17 protein-coding genes are annotated in these 14,671 nt (G+C 49.1%); 8 read left to right on the top strand and 9 right to left on the bottom strand.

Features of this window, described 5'->3' with window-relative positions; all coding sequences use genetic code 11:
• Window positions 1–67 precede the first annotated feature (67 nt).
• Entirely contained in the window at window positions 68–754 is a 687-nt protein-coding gene (locus AC0KUT_RS07080; protein WP_488834671.1) for a YkgJ family cysteine cluster protein, read from the top strand.
• Between the two features lie 186 nt (window positions 755–940).
• Window positions 941–1,201, top strand: coding sequence for a hypothetical protein (locus tag AC0KUT_RS07075; protein ID WP_488834669.1), 261 nt, complete (start codon window positions 941–943; stop codon window positions 1,199–1,201).
• Here AC0KUT_RS07075 and AC0KUT_RS07070 read toward each other — a convergent pair.
• From AC0KUT_RS07070 to AC0KUT_RS07050, 5 genes are all read right to left on the bottom strand, one after another.
• Window positions 1,175–1,447: a beta-xylosidase family glycoside hydrolase gene (locus AC0KUT_RS07070; protein ID WP_488834667.1), complete on the bottom strand. Its 273-nt coding sequence runs from the start codon at window positions 1,445–1,447 to the stop codon at window positions 1,175–1,177. The two genes, AC0KUT_RS07075 and AC0KUT_RS07070, sit on opposite strands and share 27 nt — an antisense overlap.
• 288 nt (window positions 1,448–1,735) lie before the next feature.
• Window positions 1,736–2,542, bottom strand: coding sequence for an SHOCT domain-containing protein (locus tag AC0KUT_RS07065; protein WP_488834664.1), 807 nt, complete (start codon window positions 2,540–2,542; stop codon window positions 1,736–1,738).
• 267 nt (window positions 2,543–2,809) lie between these two features.
• The gene (locus AC0KUT_RS07060; RefSeq protein WP_488834662.1) at window positions 2,810–3,325 is read right to left on the bottom strand and encodes a DUF1993 family protein; all 516 of its coding nucleotides are present in this window, start codon (window positions 3,323–3,325) and stop codon (window positions 2,810–2,812) included.
• A gap of 104 nt (window positions 3,326–3,429) precedes the next feature.
• Window positions 3,430–4,119: a phosphatase PAP2 family protein gene (locus AC0KUT_RS07055; RefSeq protein WP_488834661.1), complete on the bottom strand. Its 690-nt coding sequence runs from the start codon at window positions 4,117–4,119 to the stop codon at window positions 3,430–3,432.
• Window positions 4,109–5,662: a glycosyltransferase family 39 protein gene (locus AC0KUT_RS07050; protein WP_488834660.1), complete on the bottom strand. Its 1,554-nt coding sequence runs from the start codon at window positions 5,660–5,662 to the stop codon at window positions 4,109–4,111. Before AC0KUT_RS07050 ends, AC0KUT_RS07055 begins: the two co-directional genes overlap by 11 nt.
• Before the next feature lie 143 nt (window positions 5,663–5,805).
• On the opposite strand from AC0KUT_RS07050, the gene AC0KUT_RS07045 reads away from it, so the two are divergent.
• On the top strand, window positions 5,806–5,955 hold the full coding sequence (locus tag AC0KUT_RS07045) for a hypothetical protein (protein ID WP_488834658.1): 150 nt from the start codon (window positions 5,806–5,808) through the stop codon (window positions 5,953–5,955).
• A 7-nt stretch (window positions 5,956–5,962) separates the two neighbouring features.
• On the opposite strand, the gene AC0KUT_RS07040 is transcribed toward AC0KUT_RS07045, so the two are convergent.
• The 3 genes from AC0KUT_RS07040 to AC0KUT_RS07030 all read right to left on the bottom strand — a co-directional run bounded on the left by AC0KUT_RS07040 (window position 5,963) and on the right by AC0KUT_RS07030 (window position 7,401).
• Complete coding sequence (locus AC0KUT_RS07040) at window positions 5,963–6,442, bottom strand: CBS domain-containing protein (protein ID WP_488834656.1); 480 nt, start codon at window positions 6,440–6,442, stop codon at window positions 5,963–5,965.
• Between the two features lie 72 nt (window positions 6,443–6,514).
• Window positions 6,515–7,108 (bottom strand): GNAT family N-acetyltransferase, encoded by a 594-nt coding sequence (locus tag AC0KUT_RS07035; protein WP_488834655.1) that lies wholly within the window; start codon window positions 7,106–7,108, stop codon window positions 6,515–6,517.
• Window positions 7,109–7,116: 8 nt separating this feature from the next.
• Entirely contained in the window at window positions 7,117–7,401 is a 285-nt protein-coding gene (locus tag AC0KUT_RS07030; RefSeq protein WP_488834653.1) for a putative quinol monooxygenase, read from the bottom strand.
• Window positions 7,402–7,487: 86 nt separating this feature from the next.
• Here AC0KUT_RS07030 and AC0KUT_RS07025 point away from each other — a divergent pair, with 86 nt between their 5' ends.
• Window positions 7,488–7,718, top strand: a complete 231-nt coding sequence (locus tag AC0KUT_RS07025) for a hypothetical protein (protein ID WP_488834651.1) — start codon at window positions 7,488–7,490, stop codon at window positions 7,716–7,718.
• A gap of 75 nt (window positions 7,719–7,793) precedes the next feature.
• Here AC0KUT_RS07025 and AC0KUT_RS07020 read toward each other — a convergent pair whose 3' ends face one another.
• A complete protein-coding gene (locus AC0KUT_RS07020) occupies window positions 7,794–8,156 on the bottom strand; it encodes a DUF4870 domain-containing protein (protein ID WP_488834649.1) in 363 nt (120 codons plus the stop codon).
• Between the two features lie 258 nt (window positions 8,157–8,414).
• Between AC0KUT_RS07020 and metG the strand changes: the two genes are divergently transcribed.
• The 4 genes from metG (at window position 8,415) to rsxC (ending at window position 14,415) form a co-directional block, all read left to right on the top strand.
• Window positions 8,415–10,451, top strand: a complete 2,037-nt coding sequence (metG, locus tag AC0KUT_RS07015) for a methionine--tRNA ligase (protein ID WP_488834648.1) — start codon at window positions 8,415–8,417, stop codon at window positions 10,449–10,451.
• Between the two features lie 291 nt (window positions 10,452–10,742).
• The gene (gene rsxA, locus AC0KUT_RS07010) at window positions 10,743–11,333 is read left to right on the top strand and encodes an electron transport complex subunit RsxA (protein WP_488834646.1); all 591 of its coding nucleotides are present in this window, start codon (window positions 10,743–10,745) and stop codon (window positions 11,331–11,333) included.
• 71 nt (window positions 11,334–11,404) lie between these two features.
• Window positions 11,405–12,097, top strand: a complete 693-nt coding sequence (gene rsxB / locus AC0KUT_RS07005; RefSeq protein ID WP_488834645.1) for an electron transport complex subunit RsxB — start codon at window positions 11,405–11,407, stop codon at window positions 12,095–12,097.
• Window positions 12,097–14,415 (top strand): electron transport complex subunit RsxC, encoded by a 2,319-nt coding sequence (gene rsxC / locus AC0KUT_RS07000; RefSeq protein ID WP_488834643.1) that lies wholly within the window; start codon window positions 12,097–12,099, stop codon window positions 14,413–14,415. The genes rsxB and rsxC overlap by 1 nt, the downstream gene beginning before the upstream one ends.
• The last annotated feature ends 256 nt before the right edge of the window (window positions 14,416–14,671 follow it).

The raw sequence follows: 14,671 nt of genomic DNA, 5'->3' as shown, positions 1-14,671 counted from the left end.
CTTACGACAATAGCTATATTCCCGTAGAATTTGCCTCCACGATCTCTTAACCACCAACACAACCATTATGTCTGATATTTACCAACAAACTGCCCTCAGCGAGTACGGACGTGTAGCTGCCGACTACGCCACCGAGAAGAAATCGAAAACGGCGCTGGCAAAATCCTACCAACGCCATGAAGCATTAATTGCGACCAGTATTGACCAAGCAAGTGTTAAGCCTGCCTGTGAAGCAGGCTGTGCTTACTGCTGCCACTACAAAGTGGAAGTGCGCGCCCACGAAGTTTTTTTAATTAAAGAATTTATGGAGTCCTCGCTGCCAGTAGAAACAAGACTAGATATTTTAAAAGAAGCGGAGGTCAACGAAAAAGTTATCCGCAGCCTTACTGCCGAACAACATTTGACCACCAATATTAAGTGCCCCTTTCTAATCGATAAGCAATGCGGCATCTACCCTGTGCGCCCGTTTCGCTGCCGTAATTATCACGCAACTGATGCCAATATTTGCGCAGCGTCTTTTGATGCACCTACGGATATGAGTATCGCTACTAATATTATTGAAAGTGTCGCGCTTTTTGGGGATGCTCACACCCAAGGCTATGAGGCGGCAGTACACCAAAAAGGATTTGATTCGCGCGTATATGATTTTACCAGCGCACTGCTTGAAGCCTTTCGCGAAGCTACCGCCTTAAAGCGTTACAAGAAAGGCAAAAAATCTTTTCTCACCGCCATTGAAGTTGATCAAGCAGAGTAACCAAACTGCACTGCGCCACACCTATAAATTAAGGTGTAGGCGTAGTAACGCGGAAAAAATCCACATCGATATAATTATGCTCTGTTGCACCCTGCTCTATTTTATTCGTTTTTAAAGAATCTGCTGCCTGGGCATCAATCCGCGCAAACAATCCCTCTTCGCACCTACCCAACGCCCCGGCGTGGCTTGAAACATCTCGCCTATAGTGCGATAGCGACCATTGGCCAGCTTATAGGCAAAAACGCTGCTGCCACCTTCATTCATGGTTACGCGCAGCTCAATACTGCGCGCCTCTCGCGTTTTATCAAGCGGAATTTGCTCGACTGGGGTAAAGCTTTCACTGCAACCTATACGCGCACCATGACAAGCGCCGTAGCCTATTTCTACGCTATCGGTATTGAAATTGCTCCTAAACCCTATCTATGCGTAGTCTTCCCCAAAAATTAATAATCCTGCAGTCACCTCGCCCAATTGTTCGGGAAAATCTACTTTCACATCAACGCGAAAATTTGGAGCACTTAGTTTTTGCAATAAGAGTGATGGCATTAACCAGAGATTTTTATTGGCGCCCACAACCTCAGGCTGCGCGTTCAAACGCAAATAACCAGGGCGCGCACTGAGCGAATACCACTCAGGCTGATAATTAGCATTCCATTGCCAATGCAGGCTGAGCTGGGCTTGGCTCGATAACATTTTATGCAGTGAAAACCTACGTTATGAGGAACGCAAACTCGCGCTTATACATTGGGCACAAGCGCCAGAAGCTCGCTTCTGCCATCCACGCGAAGAACACTTGCTCCCCTTGATGGTGTGCTTTGGTGCGGCGAGCCTATTATCACCTACGGCTACTCGAACTTTTAACGGCGATTTTTTTAAAGCGCGTGTGGCGGGATTTACGTGGTTTTAGGACGTTTTTTAAAAGAAAGAAAACCGAAAGCGAAAAAATAATAAACGCAGGTATTTGCGTACCTGCGCCAACCATCAAAGACGATTTAATAAATCTTGTTTTTTGGTGTTAAATTCACTATCTGTAAGCGCACCCGCTGCATGTAATGCCGCTAGCTTTTCAATCAAACTCACCAACTCATGATGCGATGGATTATTGCTTTGGTTATTACCTGAATTATTCATATTGCTGTTGTTATTGACAGCGGGCTGACTAAAGTTGTTGTTCGACTGGCTACTCGATTGTGAAGAGGCTGGGGCCGGAGCTAAAAAATTCGTTTGTGGCGCAGGCGCAATACCTGCACCAGAAATAATTGGCAAGCTTGATACTGCGATAGTGCCGTACTGGCTGCTAAACGTAAGCGAGTTATCGCCGCCCTGCTGCTGACTTACACCACCAATATTATTATCCAAGGTGTCGTAAACCGTTACTTGACCATTTAATTCAACTGCAAGACGGCGCGGAAAAACCGCATAGCGAATATTATTTTGCCCGCCGCTGCTAAAAGGCGAGCCCAAGTCACCAGGCCACCATTGATTGCTACCGCGAGTACCTTTAGGTGCAGGTGGGAATACTTGCATATTGGCAAGCCCATTGGATAATTCCGCGCAGAGATTATTCACGGTATTTTTTAAACCGTGGTTAAACATATCGCCCACCATGGTCATGCCGCCTTGCATCCACTGGCCGCCACCACCCAACTCTGGGCAATTAAATTGCGCCATAGTGCCGCCGCCGTTGCTAACTGCAACCAGCATATGCACCACTGCATCTTGGCTGAGGTTATAGCGATAAGAAAGATCATTGACCATTTGCTGGCCGGCTTGAGTAAGCTGTTGCATCTGACTAACTCCTGCTGAGTGTCATTAAGTGCGAAAAAGCAATAGAACAAAATTTTGCACACATTAGGCGCAGAATTATGACGAGGGGATAAAAATTTCGTAGGAATAAGATGAAAAAAGTCTTAAGAGAAAGCTGCTAAGCGACTTTATGGGGCAGTATGGCTAAAAAATAGCAATAACAGCCCGAGTAGGCGCAGTCTACCACATCCACCCTTGAATACCTTGCGCTTGTTCGCTGACGGTTTGATGACAACCAAGCGGCTAAGCTTATTTTTTCTCAAATGAAAAGCTTGTGGGATAACGGTGATAGCCGTCAAAATCTCCTTTACTCAACGCTACGCCGCGACTGCGCGCAATCGCATATACCATGCTCATATGAAAGAAGAAATTAGGCAGCGTATATTGATAGAGGAAGTCCTCTGGCGGTAAATTCAACTCAGCAAAACCTGCTTTTTCTGGCAATTTTTTTGCTTCGGAATGTGTAAAATTTTCTGCTGGAATAGCCTGCAAAAAAGCGATGGTCTGTGCAATTTGTGTTTGCAAGCCATTAAAGGTGCACTCAGGATTATTAAACAGCACAAGAGGTATAGCAGCAAGAGGGCAACAGGCCCTGAGACTAAAGTTTGCCGTCGCCCGCACCTGCTGAATAAGCGGCAGCATATCCGCGGTTAAACGCGCACTCAATATGGCGGGGTTCTGCTGTTCACGCTGAGCAATTTTTTCGAGTATTACGGCGAGTTGTTGCAAGTAGCGAATAAAAATATCTGTGGGATTATGAAGCATGGGGCATCCTAGGTATTACGAGGTGCAGTACGTATGAGAATCACAAGCCGCAATATAGTAGCATTTCTATAATTTACCTCAAGCACCTGATCCCCATAGACAACTCAAGTCGGTTGCGCGACTAGGCGAACTGCACGCGCATTATGAAGATTGCGCCAATAGGCTAAAAGCCAAATACTGCAGGCAACAGCATACCAGCTAAAAATAACATCACTAAAAAAATGCCCGCCTTGTGCAACGCGCATAAAGCCTAAAAACCCTCCCACAACAAGGCTTGCAATAAACCAGCGACGCGGGCGACGGCTGAGAAAAATGCCCGCCAAGAGCGCGAAACCTACGGATGCATCACCACAGACAAAAGAGCAGTTATGGCCGCATTGATTGCTGGGTATCCACGCGGGCGTAAACTGTTTATCGCCGCCAAAGTTGGCGACCTGATGCGGACGCGCGCGCCCCCATTGATCCTTAAATACCAAATTCACTAACAGCCCTGGACCTAACAAAAACACCAAAAGTAAATAGCTAAGGCTTTTTCGATGTGCTTTCAACCACGGCGGTGCTCGCCGCCAAGTACTCAACAACCAAGCACTCAACATGACAACTAAAACCACAGCAATTAAAAATTTTATATTGCGATGCACCCAGGTAAATAACCCGAGCTGTTCGCCCCAAAACCCTTCAGCTGGCTGCCAAAAAAATTGGCTTATCCACAAATCGATTGCAGGAAATAAAATAAAGAGAATCACCAACAGCGGGAACAATGCCAAGCTAAGGCTCCAACCTCTATTCAGCATGCTCTACGCCTCCGAGTTTGCTAGCAGCATTTTTTTGCGCGCTATTGTGCGACTGCTGGTGATAGTCTTTAACCCACCACACGTGCAACTGACGCGCTTTGCCGGGATAAATTGTTTGTGTTAGCAGGGTTAAGTAACGCGCTTGAGCAAACAACTGTGAGGCTTGAGATGTGACATCCTCTTTGGTCACCCAAATAAATTCGCCTTGAGGATGATTGCTAATATCAGCCACGAGCGCATAGTGATTAGTAATAGCACCCGTAGGATTATAAATAAGCGGCTCGCGGCCATTAGCTGTCTGTCGCCCAGCGTAAAAACTCATCTCTGCCAGAGTGTCGCGCGAGTCACCGAGTAGCCGCGCGTGCGGATACTGCTCTAACAGCGGAATAAGTTGCTCACCCAAGCCGCGCCAACCGCTCACACGATAGTAGGGATCGGTTTTCGCACTGAGTGTTATACCCAATATCGGCGCAATGCTATGCCAGTGCATTAACACGGCCAGCAGCGCCACATTAAGACTTATACCGGCTAACAATAAACGGCAGCGCGCTTGCTGCACCCAGAGTGCAGCAATTAAGAGCGCCGCAGCCACATATGAAAAAGCAGCCCAATTGGCAAAGGCGCGAGAAGTGAACGCCAAACCAGCGAACAGCACCAGCGGTGTAAAGCTAAAGCAGGCCAGTAACTTTAAGCGAGCATCGCGCCACAAGGACTTAGTGCGCAATAGTGCCCACAATAAGCCTACCGATAAAATAAACCCGAACAGTCCAAATTGCGCCGCAACAAATTCCAGCATATGTTTAAAATTAAAAGACGCATGATCTAGCTGAGAAATTTCTGCAGTGTGCCTGTAGCTAGCGAAGTCATTACTGGCATTCCACCAGAGATTGGGCGACCAAATAAAAAGTGCCAAACCTACTGCAACCCAAAGTCGCGAATTGCGTAACTGCCGCCAGATTTCATTGGAAAGCGATAGATGTAATAGCATACAAACACCAAAAAAAACCATGCTGTATTTACTTAGCATTCCCAAACCTAAGGCCGCACCTAATCCGAGCCAGGCTCCCCAGCTATTTGTACCTAACGCGGCCACGTAGCTCAGGAGCGCAAGGCTCCAAAAAAATAACAGCGGTGCATCAGTGGTCATAAACCAACTGCCAAAACCGATTACGGGCAAACTAATAAAGGTAATGCCACCCGCAAGCGCAATAAGATCGCGCTGTGCTGATGCCATAAAAAGCCTGCGCGCCAACGCAAAAATAACCAATGCCGTGGCGGGGTAAAGCACTGCTGAGCCCAAGCGCAATGCAAATTCACTATCCCCCAAAAGCGCTGTGGTTAAGCTAATTATCCATGCAAGCACAGGCGGTTTGGAGTAGTAGCCCCAGGCCGGCGCTTGCGCCCACCCCCAGTAGTAGGCCTCATCAAAAAACAATTCCATCTGTATAGCTTCGCGCGCACATAGTCGCCATACACTTAATAACAATAAAGCCGCAAACAAACACAGCCAACTGTGTTTAGCTAATAGCACTTTCAAACCCATAACGTCCCTTGACAATCTTAGTGTTAGCCGCCCGTTAAGCTGCAGACCGCAAAGAAAATATCTTGAGGACATCAGGTTAAAGATTTATGAAAGTTCAATGACAATTTAAGCCAAGGGTGCGCAACTCATGGCATGAGAACAAAATGCCACAAAGAAATGTATTTTCAACAGGGAATACTCAAGTAAAAATCAGAGGAGGAAAATCGAGAGAACTAAGAAAGCTTGCGGGCCTGAACGCAGCCCGCAATAAAAAAGGTGCAAAAGCGGTGCCTAATCATATTAAAGCTATTTAATCGCCTGCTAGGCTGCTTGATGCAGCGTACGCAACACATCCATAGAGGTAATCACGCCTATTACTTTTTTGTCTTCTGTGACAAAAACACGGTGAATGTGGTTTTCTAATAACACTGCAGACACTTGATGTAAAGACGCTGTTTTTTCCACAGCAATAACTTCCGGCACCATAATGCGATGCACTGTACAATTTTTTTCTGCATCTTTTACCCATGAACGCAAATCTTCTTCGGGTATTTCAGTGCCGCAACTGTCGCGATAATGGTTGCGCAGCAAGTGCCCTTTTGCATCATCATTCATGGCATTAAAACGAAATACATCAGCCACACTCACCACCCCTACTAGTTCATGGTCAGAGGCGATGACAGGTGCAGCAGAAATTTGATGCTTAATAAAGAATTCAGCCAAGCGGTGAATAGTCCAACCTTCATAGGCCGTTAAGAGCTCTGTGGTCATAATATCGGCAGCGGTAATAGAGACGCTCATACAGCATTCCTCGCAATTATTATTGATAACATCGGAGTTGTATTTATAGACCAATATAGCCTGTGCAGCCCATTAAATGAGCGTTAATTTATAGCTCAAATGCTGTTTCACACCCTCCCAGTCGTTAGCGGTAATGCTGTAAATTACTGTGTCGCGCACGCGACCATTGGGCATTACCATATGGCTGCGCAAAATACCTTCCTCCCTCGCACCTAAACCTAAAATCGCGGTGCGCGACGATTTGTTTAAATAATCGGTGAGCAATTCAACCCGATTAAGCTGCATAGTTTCAAAAGCATGACGCAGCATCAAGTATTTGGCTTCGGTATTAATGCGGGTTTTCTGCCAGCGTTTGGCCAAAAACGTAAAGCCAATTTCCACCCGCTTATTGGGTAAATTGGCCTTCATAAAGCGAGTGGAGCCCGCAATCAAGCCGCTGGCTTTATCGACAGTGACATAGGTTATGCCTTCGCCCGCGGCAAATTGTTGCTGGGCATGGGCGATAAAGTCATCAAGCTTGTCGGGATGCGGCACCAGCGTTACAAAGAGATTCCACAATTCGCCATCGGCAATGGCTGCCGCTAAGCCCACTTTATGATGCTCAGACAGGGGCTCTAGGCGCACCAAGTCGCCTTCCAAAACCTTAGCTTCAAATTTATGTGTCATTTATTCCTTTACTCCACCTGATAGTAATTGCCCTTAGGCGCGGCACCAAACAAAGCCATGGCCGCTTGCATATCCTCTTTGGGAAAACGCGCGATAGACGCTTGATGAGCGGCTTTTGACTCCCAGCGTTCAATGACCACAAAAGTATCGGCCTGCTCGCAATTGCGCAATACTTCGCACCCGTTACAGCCAGGGGAGGAACTGATAAAGGGTATTAGCGATTGTAAAAAAGTGAACAATTCCTCGGCTTTACCGGGCGCAGCTTGAAATTCGTTGATACGGGTGAGCGACATAGTCTTTCCCTAGGTTAGGTTTAAACACAGAAGTGAGATGCAGACAGGGCTACACTCAACGAGTCATTTTTTAAGAGGCAACTTACATGAATATAATTCACCGCACGCTACTCATATTAATCGCATTGCAATTTTCGGCTTGCAGCAAAGATCACACTCAAACCTCAAATATCAATACCAATACCAGTGCCGCAGAAAAACCCCAAGGCGTGCTGACGGCTGCGCAGACTAAAGCCCTAGAGCAAGCCAAAGCGGTAGAGGAAGCACTTAAACAGGCCGAAGCTGCCCGACGCAAACAATTGGATGAAGCACAATAATAATCTAAAACAATCATCTGAATTACTGCTGGCGATTGAGTGTCGCCAACAGTTTTAATACGACTAAAAACGCGCTTATTTAATTAATCGCAACGCAAAGGGCACACGAAAAGTTTGGCCGCTAGAGGTCGCTATAACACCCATAATACAGAACACCAAGTGACAGAGTCCGACAGCAGACATCACTAAACCACCTATAGCAATAAACATTAAAATACTGCCAACGAGATAACCAAGTGCTGCTGTAATGCCCCAGTTAAGCGCCTCTTTGCTTTGATCAACCAGGTAAGCATCATCTTTTTTCAGTAAATAAATGACCAAACCTGGGATAAACATAAAGAATATAGAGATAACCCAGAGCAACACCGCCAAGTTTTTGGAATCCTGTGATGCGCCAGAAGTAGATTGTGTTTGAGCATTAGAGTCTTGTTGATTCATGTGACTATCCTTTTTCAAATTATTGCGAGGAAAGATCAGCTGACGACAAAGAATTTGCCCAGCAGCCATAGTAGGTGCTCGGGGAGTATGCATTATGCCTCTGTGAAATACACCCCAAGGTCGCGCCAGCCTGATACCTGCGCGGAAAAATGCTATAGTGCGCGCCTTTTTATTTATCGTCATATTATGTATGGCGCTTAATTGACCACCTACTCTACTGTTCAGCACACCCGCACTGATCAAAGGCTTTGAGCTTCTATGACCCAACGCAAAATTCTCGTCACCAGCGCCCTTCCCTATGCCAACAGCGACCTGCACCTCGGTCACATGCTGGAGCAAATTCAAACGGATATCTGGGTGCGTTTTCAAACCTTGCGCGGTCACGACTGCCTATACTTCTGCGCCGACGATGCCCATGGCACCGCGATTATGCTCAAGGCTGAAGAAAAGGGGATTACTGCCGAAGAGCACATCGCCAATATCAAACGCGATCACGAAGCCGTATCTAAGGGCTTTAATATCAACTTCGCCAATTTCCACAGCACCCACACTGAGGAGAACCGCGAACTCTCCTACATGATCTATGAGCGCTTGCAGGCCAATGGTCACATAGCCTCGCGCAAGATCACTCAGGCTTACGACCCTGAGAAACAACTATTCTTGGCGGATCGCTACATTAAAGGCACCTGCCCCAAGTGTAAGACCGAAGACCAATACGGCGACAATTGTGAAAAGTGCGGCGCGACCTATTCGCCCATGGATTTGATCAACCCCAAATCGGCGATTTCCGGCGCCACACCCGTCGCCAAAGACTCTGAACACTTTTTCTTCACCCTGCCCGCCTTTGGCGACTTCTTAAAAGACTGGACCCGCGCTGGTCACCTGCAAGATGAAGTGGCCAACAAAATGGCTGAATGGCTCGATTCCGGTTTGCAGGAATGGGACATATCCCGCGATGCGCCCTACTTTGGTTTTGAGATTCCCGGCCAGCCCGGCAAGTTCTTTTACGTATGGCTGGATGCGCCCGTAGGCTATATCGCCAGCCTAAAAAACTACGGCGATAAGCACGGCATTGACTGGATGGACTACTGGAAGCAGGATTCAACCGCTGAGGTGTATCACTTTATCGGCAAAGACATAGTCAACTTCCACGCGCTCTTTTGGCCCGCCATGCTCCACAGCGCCAAGCTGCGCACGCCGACTAAGGTGTGCGTACACGGCTTCGTAACAGTTAACGGCACCAAGATGAGCAAGTCGCGCGGCACCTTTATCAATGCCCAGACCTATCTCGATCATTTGAATCCTGAGTACCTACGTTACTACTTCGCCGCCAAACTGACCGGGGCGGTAGATGACATTGACCTGAACTTGGAAGATTTTATACAGCGCGTTAACAGCGATTTAGTGGGTAAAGTCGTTAATATCGCCAGCCGCACCGCCAAGTTTATTAACAATGCGGGCGGTGTCTTGGCGAATGAGATTGCCGACCCCGTGCTTTGGCAGAAGTTTGTCGATGCAGGCGAAACCATTGCAGCACTTTATGAAGCGCGCGAGTTCAGCAAAGCCATGCGTGAAATCATGGCCTTAGCCGATGCCGCCAACGAATACATTGCCACCCAAGCACCCTGGAAGCTGGCCAAAGAAGCAGGCGCAGAAGCGCAAACTCAGGCAGTCTGCACGCTCGGCATTAATATGTTCCGCGCGATTTTGACCTACTTGAAACCCGTAGTGCCCGCGCTCACCGCCGATGCAGAAGCCTTCTTAGGCGAGACACTCACATGGGCTGCTCCTATTAGCTTCCGCGCCAACGAAAAGCTTAATGACTTTAAACCACTGTTAACCCGTATCGAAAAAGACAAGGTAGACGCCATGCTCGACGCCACTAAAGAAGCCCTTGCTGCCGCTGCGCCCCAAGCCAGCGCCGCGAATGACAAAGCTTCGGGGCCCTTAGCAGATGAACCCATTGCGGCTGAGATCGACTTTAATGATTTTGCCAAGGTAGATTTGCGTATAGCCCTTATCGCCAATGCCGAACATGTGGAAGGCTCCGACAAGTTACTGCGCCTGACCTTGGATCTGGGCGGCGAAACGCGCAATGTATTCTCCGGCATTAAAAGCGCCTACGACCCCAAAGACTTGGTGGGCAAGCTGACGGTAATGGTTGCCAACCTTAAGCCGCGCAAAATGAAGTTCGGCATGAGCGAAGGCATGGTGTTAGCCGCAGGCCCCGGCGATAAAGAGATTTATTTGCTGGAGCCCAACACCGGCGCCAAACCCGGTCAACGCGTAATGTAGGTTGGCGGTGAGGAACGAACGCCAACATGTCCATCGCGCAGCGCAAACCAAAAGCCCGAGTGAATAGCAAATTGGCTTTTGGTGGATACAGACAGATAGGCGTGTCGGGGTTCGTTCCTCACCCCAACCTACACATGGCACCATCCCAATTTTCATAAGGATATGCTTAAACAAGCTAAACCTTTATAGCTTTTTTATTGAGAATACTTCTCTACTTACTGATAATACCCAGCCCACTGGCCTAGGGTTCTTATTCAGGCGGCCCAGACCTTACCTCAGCGGAAAAACACCATGAGTTTCAGCGAAATAGCCATGATTTTGCTCAGCACCATACTGGTCAACAACTTTGTGTTGGCGCAGTTTTTGGGGCTTTGTCCGTTTATGGGTGTATCCAACAAACTGGAGAGCGCCATAGGTATGGCGGGTGCCACCACGTTTGTAATGACCCTCGCCTCTATCTGCACCTATTTAGTCGACCACTGGGTACTCAGCCCCCTAGGCCTCGAATTTTTGCGCACTATCGCCTTTATTTTGGTGATTGCCTCGGTGGTGCAGTTCGTGAAAATGTTTATGGAAAAGACCAGCCCGCTGCTCTATCGCGTACTCGGCGTATTTTTACCACTGATTACCGTGAATTGCGCCGTACTTGGTGTTGCGCTAATTAACACGCAAAAAGTGCATAACTTCTTCGAATCTGCACTCTTTGGTTTTGGCGGCGCTTTGGGCTTTTCAATGGTACTGGTACTGTTTTCTGCCATGCGCGAACGCTTAGCGGTCGCCGATGTGCCCGCGCCCTTTAAGGGCGCTGCTATTGGCATGATCACAGCTGGCTTGATGGCGCTGGCGTTTATGGGCTTTAGCGGCCTGATCAGTAACACCTAATCTGTCAGCCGTAACGAACACCAGTTACACCGTTAATTAAATAGACGAATCCACAGGGTGATTCCGATTTTATGATCGACTTTATTTTTTCCAATCCAGTGCTCAGTGCACTGCTCGCGCTCGGCGGCCTCTCGGCTGTGTTCGGCGCTATTTTGGGTTTTGCTGCGGTAAAATTCAAAGTGGAAGGCGACCCTATCGTCGAGCAAATTGATGCACTGCTGCCCCAAACGCAATGCGGCCAATGCGGTCACCCCGGCTGCCGCCCCTATGCCCAAGCCATTGCCGATGGCGAGGCGATCAACCACTGCCCGCCCGGCGGCCAAGCCACCATTAATGCGATTGCCAATCTTTTGGATATAGATGCCCCCTCGCTCGATGAAGAGCACGGCGAAGCTTCAGATGTGAAAAAGGTCGCCTATATCCGCGAAGACGAGTGCATTGGCTGTACCAAATGCATTCAAGCCTGCCCCATGGACGCCATCTTGGGCGCGGCCAAGCAAATGCACACCGTCATTGCCGATGAGTGCACCGGCTGCGATCTCTGCGTAGAGCCCTGCCCAGTAGACTGTATCGATATGATTCCCGTAGAAACCTCGCTCGATACCTGGAAGTGGCAGCTGCCCGCTACCAACCAAAAGCCCGTGTTTCACGTAGTCGCCAGTGAAATCAATCTCATCGCCTCCGACCGTGGTCGCGGCGATGCCAATGCTGGAACCGATAAAAATGCTGGATCCGATAAAGACGATGCAGGTAAAGCCGCTTAATGACTAGCCTGATTAAAGTATGGGAATTGCCCGGTGGCATTCACCCAGCCGAGCACAAAACACAATCCCTGCAACAGCCGCTGGGGACCTTGCCCCTGCCGCCGCGGTTAGTCATTCCGCTTAACCAACATATTGGCAACCCCGCGCAGCCAGCGGTGCAATTGGGCGATTATGTGTATAAAGGCCAACTGATTGGCGCTGCCGAAGGTACGTTTAGTGCCAATGTGCACGCCTCAAGTTCTGGCACCGTAGTCGCCATTGATAATTTCCCCATTCCGCACCCATCCGGTATGAGCGCGCAATCCATTGTGATTGAGCCCGACGGCAAAGAGGATTGGCTGGAATTTGTGGAGTGCGAAGACTATCGCGCGCTCGACCATACTGAGCTGCTTAAAAAAATTCGCACCGCAGGCGTTGCGGGCTTGGGTGGTGCGGGCTTTCCCACCGCCGTAAAACTCACGCCTAAATCTACCCAAGTGATTGATACCTTAATTATCAATGGCGCTGAGTGCGAGCCCTATATCACCGCCGATGACATGCTCATGCAAGTGCGCGCCGAAGATATTTTGCGCGGCACCCTACTGCTCAGTCATATTTTGCATCACCCTAAAAATTTGCTTATCGGGGTAGAAGACAACAAGCCTCAAGCCATAGCCGCTTTGCAAGCGGCGCTCACTGAACTACGCAAAACCGACACTGAAGCGGCGAATATTCAGGTGGTGCAATTCCCCACCAAATATCCTTCAGGCGGAGCCAAGCAATTAACCCAAATTCTCACGGGGCGTGAAATCCCCAGCGGCCACCACTCGGCCGATGTTGGCGTCATATGCGTCAACGTAGCCACTGCCGCCGCCGCTTGGCGCGCAGTGCGTTTTGGTGAACCATTAATTTCACGGGTCACCACCATTGTGGGCGAGTCCTTTAATGTACAGCGCAATATCGACGTGCTCTTGGGCACGCCTATCGACTTTGTATTAGCACAACATGGTTTTAAAGCCGACAGCAAAGCGCGCGTGATTATGGGTGGCCCCATGATGGGTTTTAGCCTGCTGGATTTAAGCGCGCCCATTATTAAAACCACTAACTGCATTCTCGCGCCGAGCTTAAAAGAACTACCGCTGCCACCACCGGCGCAAGCCTGTATTCGCTGCGGCCTCTGCGCTGAAGCCTGCCCGGTTAGCCTGCTGCCACAACAATTATTTTGGTATGCGCAAGCTGAAGACCACGAGCGGCTAGAGTCACACAACTTATTCGACTGCATTGAATGCGGCGCCTGTTCCTACGTATGCCCCAGTAGCATTCCGCTGGTGCAATACTATCGCGCCGCTAAAGGCACTATTCGCAATCAAGAATTAGAAAAAGAAAAATCTGATCGCTCGCGCCAGCGCTTTGAATTCCGTCAAACGCGTATCGCTAAAGAAGAAGCAGAAAAAGAAGCTAAACGTTTAGCGCGGCAAAAAGCAGCGGAAGAAGCCAAGAAAAAACTGGCAGAAAAAAATGCCGCCAACCCAGCGAACTCAGCCACGGCTGTATCTGAGGTAGATGCCGTGGTAGCAGCTGTCGCAAAAGTGAGCGCCACACAAATCGCACCCGAAGAGCAAAAAGCTAAATTAGAACGCGCCCTCGCCGCTGCGCAAAATTCACTGGCCTCCGCCAGTGCGCCGCTGGTACCGCGCAACATTGAAATTCCCATCACCGATGAACAGCTGGTGCAGCAACAAGCGCGTATCAAGCAGGCGACACTAAAAGTCAGCGATGCCGAGAAAAAGCTCGCCGATTTTATCGCCAGCCTCGCAGTACCCGCGCCTGCGGATGACCCTGTCGCCGCCGCTATAGCCCGCGCCCAAGCAAAACTGAGCATGGCGCCAGACGAAAAGCTGCGCGCAACCTTGGAGTCACTCAATACTCGCCTAAGTAAAGCGCAAGAAAAAGCCGCCGCCGCCAAAGCCGAAGGCAGCAGCACTGCCGATGCACTGCAGCAAGGCGTCGAAAAACTGCAGCAGAAAATCGCCGAAGCAACCGCCGACTTAGCAGAGCTCACTAAAGATCACGCACCCACAGTGGCTGCCGTAGAAGCAGCCCCCGCCGCCGAGCAAGATGCCGCCAGCGCCGCTATCGAAAAAGCCAAGGCCAAAGCCGCCGCCATGGCCAGCATGAGCGACGACGAAAAACGCAGCGCGCAACTTGCATCTCTGCAAAGCCGATTGGAAAAAGCGCGCGAGCGTTTAGTAAAAGCCGAAGCGGAACAAGATGCGAATGTGGAGGCGTTTAGAACTGGGGTGAGTAAGTTGGAAGAGAAGTTGAAAGAGTTGGCTTGATTTACAAATCGCACATTAGACATGTGAAACAAACAACAAATAAAAGTAATTAGACTTTTGTCTAATCAATGAGCCAAGACGAGCCCTATTCTTAGTAAAGTATTTTGAAATTAGCACCGAACGGGTCCCCATATGAGTTCGCCGAGCATCGCAGGGCGCTAGGGCAAAACGGACAGGACGTCCGTTTTAGTCTTGATAATACAGGGATGTATTATCAAGACGGCCCGTAGGCGCACGAGAACTGCAGGATCACGAA

The organism is Cellvibrio sp. 25HG11W-0 (genome assembly GCF_057815475.1).
This window is presented reverse-complemented; position numbering and strand designations above follow the sequence as displayed.